The 15261-nt window shown below is 65.2% G+C and carries 14 protein-coding genes; 11 read left to right on the top strand and 3 right to left on the bottom strand.

The window, feature by feature from the left end:
- Positions 1-98: 98 nt before the first annotated feature.
- The gene (locus ATE64_RS04970; RefSeq protein ID WP_058454235.1) at positions 99-1943 is read right to left on the bottom strand and encodes an EAL domain-containing protein; all 1845 of its coding nucleotides are present in this window, start codon (positions 1941-1943) and stop codon (positions 99-101) included.
- 290 nt (positions 1944-2233) lie between these two features.
- On the opposite strand from ATE64_RS04970, the gene ATE64_RS04965 reads away from it, so the two are divergent.
- The 9 genes from ATE64_RS04965 to ATE64_RS04925 all read left to right on the top strand — a co-directional run bounded on the left by ATE64_RS04965 (position 2234) and on the right by ATE64_RS04925 (position 13504).
- On the top strand, positions 2234-3193 hold the full coding sequence (locus ATE64_RS04965; RefSeq protein WP_058454236.1) for a zincin-like metallopeptidase domain-containing protein: 960 nt from the start codon (positions 2234-2236) through the stop codon (positions 3191-3193).
- A complete protein-coding gene (locus tag ATE64_RS04960) occupies positions 3190-3519 on the top strand; it encodes a hypothetical protein (protein ID WP_058454237.1) in 330 nt (109 codons plus the stop codon). Before ATE64_RS04965 ends, ATE64_RS04960 begins: the two co-directional genes overlap by 4 nt.
- 77 nt (positions 3520-3596) lie before the next feature.
- Positions 3597-5723: a ParB/RepB/Spo0J family partition protein gene (locus ATE64_RS04955; RefSeq protein ID WP_058454238.1), complete on the top strand. Its 2127-nt coding sequence runs from the start codon at positions 3597-3599 to the stop codon at positions 5721-5723.
- Positions 5724-5782: 59 nt separating this feature from the next.
- Entirely contained in the window at positions 5783-6001 is a 219-nt protein-coding gene (locus tag ATE64_RS04950) for a hypothetical protein (RefSeq protein ID WP_027297051.1), read from the top strand.
- A 68-nt stretch (positions 6002-6069) separates the two neighbouring features.
- Positions 6070-6483 carry a hypothetical protein gene (locus ATE64_RS04945; RefSeq protein ID WP_027297052.1) on the top strand — a complete coding sequence of 138 codons (414 nt, stop codon included), beginning with the start codon at positions 6070-6072 and terminating at the stop codon, positions 6481-6483.
- Positions 6480-6704, top strand: coding sequence for a DUF6117 family protein (locus ATE64_RS04940; protein WP_058454239.1), 225 nt, complete (start codon positions 6480-6482; stop codon positions 6702-6704). Before ATE64_RS04945 ends, ATE64_RS04940 begins: the two co-directional genes overlap by 4 nt.
- Positions 6705-6927: 223 nt before the next feature.
- Positions 6928-11250 (top strand): strawberry notch family protein, encoded by a 4323-nt coding sequence (locus ATE64_RS04935; protein ID WP_058454240.1) that lies wholly within the window; start codon positions 6928-6930, stop codon positions 11248-11250.
- A complete protein-coding gene (locus ATE64_RS04930) occupies positions 11250-12284 on the top strand; it encodes a toprim domain-containing protein (protein WP_058454241.1) in 1035 nt (344 codons plus the stop codon). The genes ATE64_RS04935 and ATE64_RS04930 overlap by 1 nt, the downstream gene beginning before the upstream one ends.
- A gap of 296 nt (positions 12285-12580) precedes the next feature.
- Positions 12581-13504 carry a DUF2493 domain-containing protein gene (locus tag ATE64_RS04925; RefSeq protein ID WP_027297056.1) on the top strand — a complete coding sequence of 308 codons (924 nt, stop codon included), beginning with the start codon at positions 12581-12583 and terminating at the stop codon, positions 13502-13504.
- A 24-nt stretch (positions 13505-13528) separates the two neighbouring features.
- Here ATE64_RS04925 and ATE64_RS04920 read toward each other — a convergent pair whose 3' ends face one another.
- Both ATE64_RS04920 and ATE64_RS04915 read right to left on the bottom strand, forming a co-directional pair.
- On the bottom strand, positions 13529-13747 hold the full coding sequence (locus ATE64_RS04920; RefSeq protein ID WP_027297057.1) for a hypothetical protein: 219 nt from the start codon (positions 13745-13747) through the stop codon (positions 13529-13531).
- 14 nt (positions 13748-13761) lie between these two features.
- The gene (locus tag ATE64_RS04915; RefSeq protein WP_058454242.1) at positions 13762-13971 is read right to left on the bottom strand and encodes a hypothetical protein; all 210 of its coding nucleotides are present in this window, start codon (positions 13969-13971) and stop codon (positions 13762-13764) included.
- Between the two features lie 313 nt (positions 13972-14284).
- Here ATE64_RS04915 and ATE64_RS21955 point away from each other — a divergent pair, with 313 nt between their 5' ends.
- Entirely contained in the window at positions 14285-14452 is a 168-nt protein-coding gene (locus ATE64_RS21955) for a hypothetical protein (protein WP_167541743.1), read from the top strand.
- A 143-nt stretch (positions 14453-14595) separates the two neighbouring features.
- Positions 14596-15039, top strand: coding sequence for a hypothetical protein (locus tag ATE64_RS04910; RefSeq protein ID WP_058454243.1), 444 nt, complete (start codon positions 14596-14598; stop codon positions 15037-15039).
- Positions 15040-15261 lie beyond the last annotated feature (222 nt).

The raw sequence follows: 15261 nt of genomic DNA, 5'->3' as shown, positions 1-15261 counted from the left end.
GCGTCGTCTCCAACATCGGCGACCATAGTGCGAACTTACAATCCTGCCCGCGCTGCGGAGTTACGCTTGTGCACGGATACGCATTTACGGCGCACCGCTTATCTCGTTGAAACGCGGCGCCTAGAGATACGGTCACCCTGGCCGGCCGATTGCCGAGCAGCGTAAAGCGGCATCGTTCCGATGCCGCCCGCTTCATGCCGATGGAGTAGCGTGCCGGTCGCGTCTCGGTCGCCGGGATACGCGAACGCGTAGCCCTGTCCAAGCGCACAGCCCATCGCCCAGAGCTGACTCGCCTGAACCTCGGTCTCGATGCCGACCGCGACCACGGCGACGCCAAGACGGCGGGCGATCTCGATTAGCCCTTCCACAATGATGGTGCTCGGATCGTCAGGCCACAGCCGGGCGACAAATGCCCGGTCGATCTTGATGATATCGACCGGCACATTCACCAGATGCGTCAGCGAGGCGTAGCCCGTGCCGAAGTCGTCGAGGGCGACGCGCACCCCGGCCGCACGCAACACTTCGATCTCCCGCGCTACGACCCGATCATTCCGACCGAGATAGACGTCCTCGCTTATCTCCAACACGATCTTGTTCAGGTCGATGCCACCTTTGGAGAAGGTCTCGGAGACCTTCTTGGCGAGGCTGCCCGTGTAGAAATCCGCTGTCGATACGTTCAGGCTGACCTGCTCGACGAGCAGTCCCGCGTTTTGCCAATGACCTATGTCGGAAGCGACGATTGCCATCATGCGGGCCGTCAACTCGGAGGCGACATGAGCGTCAGTCGTTGCTTCCTGGAAAGAGCCGGCAGGAAGAAGATCGCCGCTTCGCGATCGCAGTCGGCACAGGGCTTCGAGTCCCACGATGAGGCCGGTGTCCAGCCTCAGGATCGGCTGGTAGTGCGCCTCGATACGATTTTCGGTCAAGGCTTCCGAGACATCACGGATCGCGGCGCGCCGGCTTGAGATCCGCGAGCCGATGCCGGGCCAGTAGCGAACGAAGCCGCCACGGCCCGTCTCCTTCGCATGGTAGAGCGCGAAGTCGGCCGCTTCTCCGACGCTCGTCGCTGTGCGTTCGGTCTTGCTCAACGTCGCGCCGCCGATGGTCGCGCGAGGTACGACGGTGTGTCCGTCGCAGTCCGCCGCCACCTCAAGCTCGTCGAAGACGCGTTCGGCCGCAGCATTCAGGTCGGCGACATTTGTCGGCTGCTGGAGGATGACCGCGAATTCGTCGCCTCCTATCCGATAGGTGACGTCCGGCGCCATCGCGCGAGCGATACGCGCCGACGCGGCACGGATCAGAGCGTCGCCCGCCAGATGGCCGAACGTGTCGTTGACGATCTTGAGGTTGTCGAGGTCGATGATGAACAGTGCCCACGACCCGACATCGTCGCAGCGAAGCTGAGCCATCGCGCCGTTATAGGCTGCCCTGTTGGCCAAACCGGTCAACGCATCGACATTCGCTCGACGATCCCGATCGAGCGTACTCTCGTGTCTGCGGAAGGCTGTCTCGCAGAGTTCTACGCAAGCTTCAGCCACGTCTCGCTCGACATCTGCGACCTGGCGCGCACCGTGAAAATAGAGGTTCAGCACCGCTAGCGTGTCGCCTGCCGCCCCAAGCACAGGCAGTGACCAACACGCCGATACGCCAAGTCCATGAATGATCGCCGCACTATGGGAGGCGCGAGGGTCGGACGCTAGATCCTCCAGCAGCACTGGCTTGCGCGAAGACGCGGCTCTCCCGGGTGCATCGGTGTTGGGGCCGATCGCAACCCCGTCATGCGCCTGGCTATAGGCTTCCGGGAAGCTCGGTGCCGCTAACGGCCGCATTGCGCCCGTTCGATCGATGGCGAACACCGAACAGAGCACACCGGGCCACGTCTTTTCGACCCGCAAGCAAAGTTGCCGCATCGTGTCGAAGAGCGGCTCACCGTTCGCGATCATTCGTAGAATTTCGTTCTGAAAGCGCAGCAACGACGGGTCACCCAGGAACACACTTCGCCAACGCTGATGGTAATCGCTGTTCGCTTAACGGCTGACCTCTGAACACGATAAACATTTCATTATCCTACGCGGGGGGAAGGCCTTCCCCTTCGGCCGAGCCCAAGGTCTCTGCCGACCCCTTCTGCGGGGAGACCCCGCAACGCCCCCCGAGAGTGAGAGTGCGGACCGGATTGCCGTGACGGGTTTAGGGCTGGGAGAGAAGCTTCCGGCGCCCGTCGCGGAGATCCGCGATGTCCAGACGAACTGCTTCGCCACGCCCAGGCCAGGACCGGGCGAACCTTTACGACGAGATTACCGATAAGATCGTCGCCGAGCTGGAGGCCGGTCGCGTGCCTTGGGTCCAACCGTGGGGAACGACGGCCGCAAAGGCCCCGCTTGCCATGCCGAAAAACGCTTCCACGGGCCGGCACTATTCGGGCATCAACATCCTGATCCTCTGGGGCGCCGTGGTCGAACACGGCTTTCCGGGCCAGAGCTGGCTCACCTTCCGTCAAGCACTCTCGCTCGGCGGCAATGTCCGCAAGGGCGCGCGCGGTACGACCGTCGTCTATGCGGACCGCTTCACGCCAGAAGACGAGAAACGCCGCGCCCGCGAGAGCGGTGAGGACGCGCAGGCGATCCCGTTCCTGAAGCGCTTCACCGTCTTCAACGCAGCCCAGTGCGAGGGCCTGCCGGAGGACGTCACGGTCAATGCGCCGCCGCCGCCGCAGGGGATGATCGAACCACAGGTCGAATCGCTGATCCGCGCCTCAGGCATAGACTTTCGCATCGCCGGTGATCGGGCGTTCTACGTGCCTGCGCTCGACTATGTGCAGGTCCCTCCGCCACAAGCCTATTTCGAGCCGATCAACTGGCACCGCACGGCCCTGCATGAACTCGGACACGCGACGGGTCACTCGAGCCGAGTGGGCCGCGACCTGACCGGCGGCTTCGGCACCAAGAAATACGCGTTCGAGGAATTGGTCGCCGAAATGAACGCAGCCTTCTGCTGCGCTTCACTCGGCATCGTGCCCACCGTCCGCCACGCCGACTATATCGGCTCGTGGCTGCAGGTCCTGCGCGAGGACAACCGCGCCATCGTTCGGGCCGCAAGTCAGGCGAGCAAGGCGGCCGACTGGCTGCTGGCGCATGCGCCGGAGGCCGCTGCCCGCGACGTTGCCGCCGATGCACTTGAAAGGAGGGCGGCATGAGCATGATCACGTACCCGCTCCGGGTCTTCTTCGATTGCTCGACCGCTCACCTCTCGGAAGCGTCGAGCACCTATCTGAATGTTCACGTCGATCAGGGCGACGAGCTTGTCGCGGCGACACCCTACGGCTGGTTCATCTGGGTCGGAGAAGGCGACCGCGATAATCTCCCCGCCGATCTGGTGGGGATTGCCGAATACGCGCGGCGCCTCGGCGCGGAATACATCCTGTTCGACCGGGATGCGCCTGAGGATGAGGCGCTTGCCAGATTCCTTGGTCGCGCCGATGCCCTTCCGGGGTCTCGCCGGGCGCGCCCAGGAGGAGAGTGAGAGGGAGGACGGGTTTTTCGTGACGGGTTGGAGGTCGAGAGAGAGTCTCTTGGCCGCCCGTCGCGGAGTACATCCCGATGGCTGTTGCAGCTCAAAAGATCGTCCTGTCGCCCTCGCGCGACATCCCCTTCAACAAGCTGGTCCTGAGTCAGTCGAACGTCCGGCGCATCAAGGCTGGTGTCTCGATCGAGGACCTGGCGGCCTCGATCGCCCGGCGCGGCCTGATCCAGAGCATCAGCGTTTTCCCGGTCGTCGATGCCGAAGGCAACGAGACCGGCATGTTCGAGGTCCCAGCCGGCGGACGCCGGTTCCGTGCGCTGGAGCTGCTGGTGAAGCAGAAGCGCCTCGCCAAGGTGTCGCCGGTGCCGTGCGTGGTGCGCGAGCGCGACAGCGCGATCCTCGCGGAAGAAGTCTCGCTCGCCGAGAATATCGAGCGCGCGCCGCTCCATCCCCTCGACCAGTTTCGCGCCTTTCAGGACATGCGCGACAAGGGCATGACCGAGGAGGAGATCGCCGCGGCCTTCTTCGTGCAGGCCCAAGTCGTCAAACAGCGGCTGCGGCTTGCTTCGGCGTCGCCAGCGCTGCTCGAGGTTTATGCCGAAGACGGCATGACGCTGGAGCAGCTCATGGCCTTCACCGTGTCGGGCGACCACGCCCGTCAGCAGCAGGTCTGGGACGCGATCAAGGACGCCTGGTCGAAGGAGCCTTACCAGATCAGGCGCATGCTGACCGAGACAACCGTTCGCGCCGCGGACAAGCGCGCGGTTTTCGTGGGAATCGAGACCTATGAACAGGCGGGAGGCATCGTCATGCGCGATCTCTTCCAGTCCGATGATGGCGGCTGGCTGCAGGACGCGAGCCTGCTCGACCGCCTGGTCGCCGAAAAGCTCAAGGCCACCGCCGAGTCGATCGCCGCCGAAGGCTGGAAGTGGATCGAGGTCGCGGTCAGCTTTCCCTACGACACGACGCGCGGCCTGCGGGAATTGCAGGGCGAGCCGCTCGACCTTTCGGCCGAGGAACAGGCGACCATCGAGGCGCTCAATGCCGAGTATCAGAAGCTCGAAGCCGAGTATGAAGGCGCCGACGAACTGCCGGACGAGGTAGACCAGCGCCTCAGCGAGATCGAGACGGCGCTCGCAGCCTTCGAGACCCGGCCGATGCGCTACGAGGCGGACGACATCCCGCGCGCGGGCGTCTTCATCAGCGTCGCCCATGACGGCACCCTCGCCATCGACCGTGGCTACGTGCGGGCGGAGGATGAAGCACCGATCGATCCAGAGGTCGAGAACGGCGTGGACGCCGACGGCGATTTGGCCGAGCCGTCGGTGCAGAGGGCGGTCATCACCATCGGCGGCCAGCCTGCCGAGCCCGAGGACGACGAGGATGACGGCGTCATCAAGCCGCTGCCGGAGCGCCTGGTGATCGAGCTGACGGCCTATCGCACGCTCGCGCTGCGCAACGCCGTCGCGGAGAACCCGCACGTAGCTATGACGGCGCTCCTCCACAAGCTCGTCTCGGACACCTTCATGACCCGCATGTATACGGGCACCATGGAAGCCGGGGTGAAGCACGTCTTCTTCCCGGCCCAGGACGATGCGCTGAAGGACAGCCCGTCCGCCCGTGCGGTGCAGGACCGCCACGCCGCCTGGGCTGGCGATATCCCGAAGGACGATGCAGCCTTGTGGGACTGGCTCGCCGACCTGGATGAGCCCAGCCGCATGGCTCTCCTCGCGCATTGCGTCAGCTATGGCGTGAACGCGCTCTATGAGCGGCCGAACCCGCATAGTGGCAGCGGTGTATCCCAGCATACCCTCGACATGAGGCTTTCGCAGGCCGACCGACTGACGAAGGCGACAGGCCTCGATCTGGTCGAGGCCGGCTGGCGACCGACCTTCGGCAACTACCTCAACCGGGTGACCAAGCCCCGCATCTTGCAGGCGGTCCGCGAGGGCGCCGGCGAGCAAGCCGCACAACTCATCGACCATCTGAAGAAGGGCGACATGGCGAAGGAGGCCGAGCGCCTGCTGGCGGACACCGGCTGGCTGCCGGAGCCGCTGCGCGTGGTCGCCGAGGGTGAGGTGTCGACGGCGGAAACCCAGACCGGAGGCGAGGATGATGGGGCGGCGTTGCCCGACTTTCTCGCGAGCGATGACGAGGAGGCCGCTGGCGAAGACGATGAACGCCACCTCGTCGCGGCCGAATGATCGCTCTGGCGGGGCGGCTTTGGCCGCTCCGTCTATTCCCCCAATCGAGGAGCTACGCCATGTCGCAATCCAGCCCGGCGCCCCGGCGCGTCGTTTTCCAGTATCTCGTTCCCGTGCATGTCGAGGTCGAGGACGGGCTAGTTGCCTGCGTCACCGTCATCGATGAGACGCCAGTCCGCGATCCCACCATCGTCGAAGGCGATCCCGCCTATCTCGGCGAGGCAGTGCAGGCCGCCGACGACGGTCAAGACTGGCCGTCCTGGCGGTTCGGCTACTAGCCGGACAGTCTTTCGATCCCTCCCAAGCCCGGCCCAGCGCCGGGCTTTTTTCGTTTCAGGAGTCCGCCATGACCGATTTTCTCACCCGCTTTTCCTGCCTGCTCGACGTCGGCACTGCCGCCAACGCGACGCGCGCCTTCGACATCTACACCACGCTGATGGCCGAAAACTCCCGCGAGGATCCCCCGGCCGAGCCGTTCCTGCTCACCCTTTCGCCCGAATTCGGATCGGCTCGCCTGTGGCTGCGCGATCCTGGCAGCGCTGACCAGCAACTGGTGATCACCTTCGTTACCCGCTGCGCCGCGGCCTTCGGCCTGACCGGACATTGGGGCTTCCAGTGGGCGAATATTGCCTCGGACCCCGTAATCGACGGCTTCTCTGGCGGCGCCCATCTGCTCGATCTTTCGACCGGCCGGACGCTCGAATGGATCAGCACCGGACGCTGGCTCGCCGATCGACTTCCTCAGGGAGCCGCGCGATGAGCATTCCCGATCATGCCCGTGCCAATTTCGAGACGCTGCTGCACGCCGCGACCAGCGGCGACCTGGCGCTAATTGAATGCACCGAGATCGCAACGGGCGAGGTTCGCTACGTCATCTGCGCCGTTGGACGTGACGACGGCGACTACGTTTTTACGCCCTTCGGCCATCTGGCCGACGGCAACCCCTTCGAGCTCTACCGTCCACCCGATGCCTCGCCCTGAGGCGGGCGCTCGGACGGATTCGCGACAATAGTGCGATCCTTCGCCGGGAACGGCGCATCGCCCGCCGGCACGCGCAACTGCCGAAGACGTGCTTCCCGCAAGCCGGAGCGATGGTCGCTGACCGCGTCAGAGTGAGAGGTCGGCCGGGACGGGGTTGAGCCCGTCCGGTCGAGAGAGAGCGCCGGGCCGGCTCGTCCGTTCTTGCTCTCTCGAGGTTCCCTCCATGCTTTACGCTCCCGTCTCCGGAGCCGCCCCGGCGGCCTCGCTTCCGCTCGCGCCCAACGCGCCGCCGGCCGCCGCCATTCTCGCCGCCGCCGGCCATCTCCTTCCTCATCTCGAACAGGGCCGCGCGATCGATGCCGCGATACTGCGCTCGGCCATGGAACAGGCCTTCGGCGCGTCCGACGCTAGCGGCGCCTGGGACTGGAAGACGGCCTATGACGCCTGCGAAGCGGCAACCATCCTCTTCATGCGCAAATACGGAAAGCCGCTTTTCCGCAAAGCCGCGTCTCCGGAAGCACGGCTCGCAGCGCTGAGCAAGATCGCCGGGCTGCTGCCGACGCACACGCGCCGGTCCGAGGAGGCTCAGGCCCGTCAGCAGTTCTCGACGCCGACGCCGCTTGGTCTCGCGGCCTTGACCGCCGCAGCGCTCACGTCCGCTGACCGGGTACTGGAGCCCTCGGCCGGCACGGGCCTGCTTGCGATCCTTGCCGAGATCGAAGGCTCCGATCTCATCCTCAATGAGCTGGCCGAGACCCGCGCCGATCTTCTTGCCGCTCTCTTTCCAGCTCATTCGGTCACGCGTTTCGACGCCGCGCAGATCGATGATCATCTCGACCGCGCCGCCATTCCCAGTGTCATCATCATGAACCCGCCGTTCTCGGTCATGGCGGCCGTCTCAGGACGCGTCGCCGACGCCGCCTATCGCCATATCGCTTCCGCTCTGGCGCGGCTCGCGCCGGGCGGCCGGTTGGTCGCGATCACCGGCGCAAATTTCTCGCCCGAGCTGCCGGCCTGGCGGGACCGCTTCGCCCGGCTGCAGGAGCGCGGCCGCGTCGTGTTCAGTGCGGCGATCGCGGGCTCTGTCTATGCCAAGCACGGCACGACCATCGAAACCCGCCTGACCGTCATCGACAAGGCGCCGGCCGAGGATTTTGCACGCTTCCCGGCATCCCCCGGCATCGCGCCCGACGTGGCGACGCTCCTCGCTTGGATCGAACGCGACTTGCCCCCGCGCATGGCGGTCGCGCTGCCCAAGATTTCCCCGGACACGGCGCCGCGCACCGTTCGCGGCTATCTCGCCAAGGCCGCAGCATCCACCCCCGCCCGGCCGACGGCTGAGATCAAAGGCATGCCGCTTGACTATGAGACCGTCGAGCGGATGCCTCCAGAAGAATGCCGACTGTCTGACTCGATCTATGAGGCCTATGCGCTCCAGTCGGTCCGCATCCCGGAGGCGCAGCCTCATCCCACGAAATTGGTACAGTCGGCCGCCATGGCGTCGGTCGCGCCGCCGAAGCCGAGCTATCGCCCGACGCTTCCAGCCGCGGTCGTCACCGAGGGCGTTCTGTCCGACGCCCAGCTCGAGACGGTGATCTACGCCGGCGAAGCTCATGGCGAACACCTCGCAGGCGCCTGGACCGTGGACGAGACCGGCGATCTCGTCACCGCCGCGCCGGACGACGCGCCAAACGCCGTCCGCTTCCGGCGGGGCTTTATGCTCGGCGACGGGACCGGCGCCGGCAAGGGCCGTCAATCCGCTGGCATCATCCTCGACAACTGGCTGCAGGGTCGCCGCAAGGCAGTATGGATCTCGAAGTCCGACAAGCTGCTGGAAGACGCGCAACGCGACTGGTCGGCGCTCGGTATGGAGCGTTTGCTGGTCACGCCGCTATCGCGTTTCCCTCAGGGCACGCGGATCCGTCTCAACGAAGGCGTCCTTTTCACCACCTATTCCACGCTACGGTCCGACGACCGTGGCGAGAAGCTTTCGCGGGTCAAACAGATCGTCGAATGGTTGGGCTCCGACTTCGATGGAGTCATTATTTTCGACGAGTCGCACGCAATGCAGAACGCCGGCGGCGGCAAGGGAGAACGGGGCGATGTTGCGCCCTCACAGCAGGGCCGTGCCGGGCTCCGGCTCCAGCACGCGCTGCCAAATGCGCGCGTTGTCTACGTCTCTGCCACGGGCGCGACAACCGTCCACAATCTCGCCTATGCCCAGCGGCTCGGCCTGTGGGGCGGTGACGATTTTCCCTTCGCTAACCGCGCCGAGTTCGTGGAGGCCGTCGACAATGGCGGTGTCGCGGCCATGGAGGTGCTTGCCCGCGACCTGCGCGCCCTCGGCCTCTACACGGCCCGGTCGCTCTCCTATGACGGTGTTGAATACGAACTGGTCGAGCACCAGCTTACGCCCGCGCAAACCCGCATCTACGATGCGTACGCCGGCGCCTTCGCCATCATCCATAACCATCTCGACGCCGCGATGCAGGCCGCCAACATCACCGGCGATAGCGGCACCCTGAACCGTCAGGCGAAATCGGCCGCGCGTTCTGCATTCGAAAGCGCTAAGCAGCGGTTCTTCGGTCATCTGCTGACCAGCATGAAGACCCCGACGCTGATCCGCTCGATCGAGCAGGACCTGGCCGACGGGCATAGCGCCGTCATTCAGATCGTCTCAACCGGCGAGGCACTGATGGAGCGCCGACTGGCCGAGATCCCGACCGAGGAATGGAACGACGTGCGTGTCGACATCACGCCGCGGGAATATGTCCTCGACTATCTCGCCTATTCCTTCCCGGTGCAGCTCTACGAGCCGTTCTCCGACAGCGAGGGCAATCTGTCGTCGCGGCCAGTCTTCCGGGACGGTCACCCCATCGAGAGCAGGGAGGCCGTCGCCCGCCGTGACGAGCTGATCGAACGGCTCGCATCGCTAGAACCCGTTCCAGGCGCCCTCGACCAGATCGTCCAGCGCTTTGGCTCCGATGTCGTCGCCGAGGTCACCGGCCGTTCACGGCGCGTTGTGCGCAAGGGCGATCGCCTTGCCGTCGAAAATCGGGCGGGCTCGGCCAATCTCGCCGAGGCCGCCGCCTTCATGGACGACCAGAAGCGCATCCTGGTCTTCTCAGATGCGGGCGGTACGGGGCGCAGCTATCACGCCGATCTTGGCGCGAAGAACCAGCGCCTGCGTATCCACTATCTGCTGGAGCCGGGCTGGAAGGCCGATGCGGCGATCCAGGGTCTCGGTCGGACCAACAGGACCAATCAAGCTCAACCGCCGCTCTTCCGCCCGATCGCCACTGACGTGAAGGCTGAGAAGCGCTTCCTCTCCACGATCGCGCGTAGGCTCGATACACTCGGCGCCATCACGCGTGGGCAGCGCCAGACCGGCGGACAGGGTCTCTTCCGGCCAGAGGACAATCTCGAAAGCCCCTATGCGCGCGATGCGCTGCGCCAGCTCTATCTGCTGCTCGTGCGTGGCAAGGTCGAGAACTGCTCGCTCGACCGCTTTGAGTCCGCCACCGGACTCAAACTCACGGATGACAACGGCATCAAGGACGAGCTGCCGCCGATCACGACCTTCCTCAACCGTCTGCTCGCGCTGACCATCGACCTGCAGGGCGTGCTTTTTACGGCGTTTGAGCAGCTCCTGACGGCAAAGGTCGACGGGGCGGTTCGCAGTGGAGTCTATGACGTCGGACTCGAAACGCTGCAGGCCGAGAGCTTCATCGTCACCGGCAGCGAGGTGATCCATACGCACCCGGGCACCGGCGCGGAAACGCGGCTTCTCACCATCACCCGCCGGGAGCGCAATCGACCGACGAGCCTCGCCGACGCGCTCGATCATCTCTCCGATCCGCGCGCACGGCTCCTGGTCAATGGTCGCTCCGGCCGCGCCGCCGTGCAGATTTCCGCACCATCGATGATGCTCGACGATGGCGAGATCGAGCGCCGCGTCTGCCTGGTCCGGCCGATGGAGCAGCACTATGCGCCGCTGCGCATGATGGGTGAGAGCCATTGGGAGGAAGCCGATCGCGCCGCCTTCGCCGCCGCGTGGTGGGCTGAGTTGAATGACGTGCCGGAGTTTTCCGACAGCACGATCCACATTGTCGCCGGCCTGTTGTTGCCGATCTGGAAGCGGCTGCCAAACGAGTCGACGCGGGTCTACCGGCTCCAGACCGATGGCGGCGAGCGCATCATCGGCCGCCGCGTCTCGCCCGCCTGGGCGGCAAACGCCGTCACCACGGGCGCAACATCGCTGACCCCTGAGCAGGCCTTCACCGCTCTGATGGACGGCACGACGATCCTCGATCTCGCTGACGGCCTTCAGCTTCGGCGCGCCCGCGTCATGAATGCCCAGCGCCTGGAGCTGACCGGCTTCACCGAGGCGATGCGGGACCGGCTGCGCACCTACGGCCTGTTCAGCGAGATCATCTCGTGGAAGCTCCGCTTTTTCGTGCCGGCCGACTCCGCCGGACCGGGCGTCCTCGCCAAGGTGCTCGATACATATCCCGTGGCTCGCATCTCCGAGCGGGAGGCCGCGTGATGGCACGTCAGGACGCTTCCGATCTCGCGCACCGTCTCGGCCGGCAGGCCGAGGCGGTGTGCCGGCATTATCTTTCCAGCGGTCGCCGCGAGGGCAACTACTGGCTCGTGGGCGATGCGCGCAACACACCCGGCCGCTCGATGTATGTCCGGCTCAAGGACACGCCGAAAGGTCCCGCCGGCAAATGGACCGACGCGGCCACCGGCGAGCATGGCGATCTCCTCGACGTCATCCGAGAAAGCTGCGGCCTCATCGACTTCAAGGATGTCGCCGACGAGGCGCGGACCTTTCTCTCGATGCCGCCGGCACCGGAGGCCCGTCAGCACGAGCGGCAGAACCCAGCGCCGCATGGCTCCCCCGAAGCGGCCCGCCGACTGGTCCGCATGTCGCAGCCGATCCACGGCACGCTCGTACAAACATATTTACGGGAACGCGGCATTACGGATTTGCGCGGAACCGGAAGCCTGCATTTCCACCCGCGCTGCTATTATCGCCCCGAAGAGCATTCGCCGACCGAGACCTGGCCGGCGATGATCGCGGCCGTCACCGACCTCGACGGCAAGATCACCGGGGCGCATCGCACCTGGCTCGATCCGCGCCGCCGCGACAAGGCGCCAATCGACACGCCGAGGCGAGCCATGGGCGATCTTCTCGGCAACGCGGTCCGCTTCGGCATAGGCAGCGATGTGATAGCGGCGGGCGAAGGCATCGAGACCGTCCTGTCGCTTCGTCAGGTCCTTCCCGACATGCCTATGCTGGCGGCGCTCTCCGCGGCCCATCTCGCTGCCATCCTGTTCCCCGACACACTGCGGCGGCTCTACATCGTCCGCGACAACGATCCGGCCGGTGACGCTGCGCGCGACACCCTCATTGAACGGGCCGACGCGGCCGGGATCGAGCCGATTGTCATCTCGCCGCAGCTGGGCGACTTCAACGAGGATCTGCGCAGCCTCGGCCTGGACGCATTGAGCGTGGAAGCCCGGTTGCAGGTCGCGCCGCAGGACATCGCGCGCTTCATGGCGTTGGCGGCATAGCCGGCAGGAGAACGGGCGTGAGGTTCGCCGTCGTGCTCGGCGGATGCATCATCCATCGGAGGGGGACCGCGCCTCGGCCTTCGAGAGGGCGATCGGCCCACAAGCCGGCCAACCGGGCAATGGCGGCGGCCAACTATTTTCCGGCGCGGCCCAGAGGCCGCTTTCCATCGCGAAGCAAAATAGCCGGCCTTAGCCATCGAGCCCTACGCTTTCGCTCCGGGTGCCCGGCCGTCCGGCCCGCGGGCTTCGTCGCCATGAAGGCCGCGACGGTCGCGGTCCAACCGATGGAGCATCCCATGCGCGATCACGACGACTACGAACCGCATCACGAGTCCTCACCCACCGACCATGTCCTTAACGAACTGCAACTTCACGGCTACCGACCCTTCACCGACGAGCCCGACCAGCGGCTTCTGCCGGACGGCAACCAGGTCGCGGGCGCCGTCGCCGACATCTTCGACGCTCTAATCGGCACCCTGGCAGACACGCGCCTCGAACCTGACCTCGACGATCTCCTCTGGTCGACCGTGAACGTTTTCCACCGCGCGACCGACCGGATCGGCCGCGAACTGGATGACAATGAGCAGTCCCAGAAGCGGGCGCAGCGCGAACAGGACGGCAGCGAGGTGAAATCGGTCGAACTGGAGCGCCTGATCGCAGAGGGGATCACGCTGATAGAGCGCCAGAACGCCTTCGAGCTAATGCGCGACCAGGCCGCCGAACACTACGAACGCCACGTCGGCAAGCCTTGGCTCCCGCGCAGCGGATCGAAGGTCAACCATCGCAATCTGACTTCGGCGATGATCGACAGCCGCGACTTCTTGATGGCGAAGAAGCGCGCCGATCAAGAGGTGCTCCTGCCGCCTGGCCCCAAGATCGTCGTCACCGGCGGCCTCGACTTCAATGATCACCAGCTTATCTGGGCAAAGCTCGATCAGGTTCACGCCAAGCACGCCGGCATGGTTCTCGTCCATGGAAAGTCGCCAAAGGGTGCCGAGAGGATCGCCTCGCTCTGGGCATCGAACCGCAACGTTCCGCAGATCGGCTTTGCACCCGATTGGACCAAGCACGGACGGTCGGCACCGTTCAAGCGGAATGACCAGATGCTCGAGATCGTGCCGAAGGGCGTGCTGCACTTCCCGGGCACGGGCATAAATGACAACCTCGCCGACAAGGCCAAGAAACTCGGCATTCCGGTTTGGAAGCACGGCGGCGCGTAAGCGCCGCCACGCATGCGCCGCTGCCTAGCGCTTCATCTTCGTGACTTTGTAGACGCACCCGGAGCGATCATACGTGGTCCAATCACCAACCTGCTGACCGTCGTCGAAGTAGCCGGACCGCAGCTTCGAACCGTCCCGGCGAAACCACTCCCAGTATCCGGTAGGTTGTCCCTCCATCGTCTGGCCGACGACCCACAAGCTTCCGTCCTTGTGTCGCTTCTCGAAAGCGAGCGTCTCCGTCATTGGCAGCCCCACGTTCAGTCTGGCTCGCCTGTCACTGCGATACGGGCGGATCGCGCGTAGAAGGCAAGCTCGGTGTCGTTTTCGATCAACGCGTCGAGAAGCGCTTTCATATCCGCTTGGTCCGAAGACGACTGGAAGGGGCCCGGCTGCCGCTCGATCGCCAGCACAGCGATCGTCAAAGCCTTCTTCAAGAGGTGCAGGCTCCTTCCTGTGAACTCCGCCATCGTCCAGCCCTTCGCGACTCTACACTTGCTGCCAAGAGCATAGCGCAAATAGCCATCTGAGGACACGACGCGAGGCTGAGTCGAAAGCAGTGTCGAGACTGTAAAACGGGTCTCCCGACGCGAAGACCACCTCCGCCTATCAGCGCTGATCCTTGGTCCAGCCGCGGACTTGTCGCCATCAACCCATGAAGGGTCGGCTATGCCAGCATGCCGCCGCTGCGGCTACGCCTGCGCGGTGATTGCAGTCCACGGCCGAACACTTCGGGCGCCTGTCGGCGGGGGATGGTCCCCCGCTCCAGCAGGAGCCCAGCAGATGTCCCTCAATCAAGCTCACGCCTTCGCCTTCAGCCTCGCCACCACCCTGATGGTCTCGATTGTCATCTTCCAGGCGGGCGACGGCAGCATGGGTGTCATGCCCGCGGGCGAATATGACGGCGAACTCGCCGCGATCGTCCATGAGGTTGATCCCTTCGCCCACTGATCGCGGGCAAGGCTTCACGGCCGCAAGCGGAAGTCCGGCAGGATTTCCGCTCCCGTCCCGGCTTGTCATTCGCTATACTTCAGGCGCGCTGTGGTGGTGGTGGAGGCGCGATCGTCAGCCATGAACGATTGGAAACCACTGCCATGATCGTCTTTGCCATACTCGCATCCCTCTTCGCCGTCGGCCTGCTCTGCTGGCTGGTGTTCACCTTGGCCGTTTTCGCTCTGCCCGCCTTCGTCGGCGTGACGACGGGCGCCTGGGCCAACGAAGGCGGCGCCGGCATTGCCGGCGCTGTCGTCGTGGGCGCGCTCGCGGCGGCGATGACGCTCGCCATCGGGCACCTCCTGATCGCCTTCGTCCGCTCGATGTGGCTGAAACTCGTCGTGGCGATCGCCTTCGTCGCCCCGGCGGCGATCGCGGGTTTTCATGCCACCCATGGCATCGTGAAGCACCTGATGCCGTCGGAAGCGTGGCAGATGGCGTTTTCGATCTTCGGGGCCGTCGCGGTCGGGATCACCGCCTTCCTCCGGGTCGCTGGACTAGTGGCGACTCCCAGCCCATCCAGCCCGGACCTTACTCGGGCATGATCTTTGTCGACGTCGTCTCGGCGGACCGGAACAGCACCGAACAAAGCATATCCTCGTAGCCTCCGAGGTTGCAGATGAAGCGGTGGGTGCTGATTGTTCATCGCCCCGAAAAGCAACCCGCGGGGGAGCGCTTTGGGCAACACCGGCAGCGCATCCGTCCGTGCACCGAAGGCAGAGACACTCCCGGTGGCAGTGGACGGAGATGCTGGAGCAATGCCTGTC

It is taken from the genome of Sphingopyxis sp. H073, assembly GCF_001468395.1.
Lineage (GTDB): Bacteria > Pseudomonadota > Alphaproteobacteria > Sphingomonadales > Sphingomonadaceae > Sphingopyxis.
This window is presented reverse-complemented; position numbering and strand designations above follow the sequence as displayed.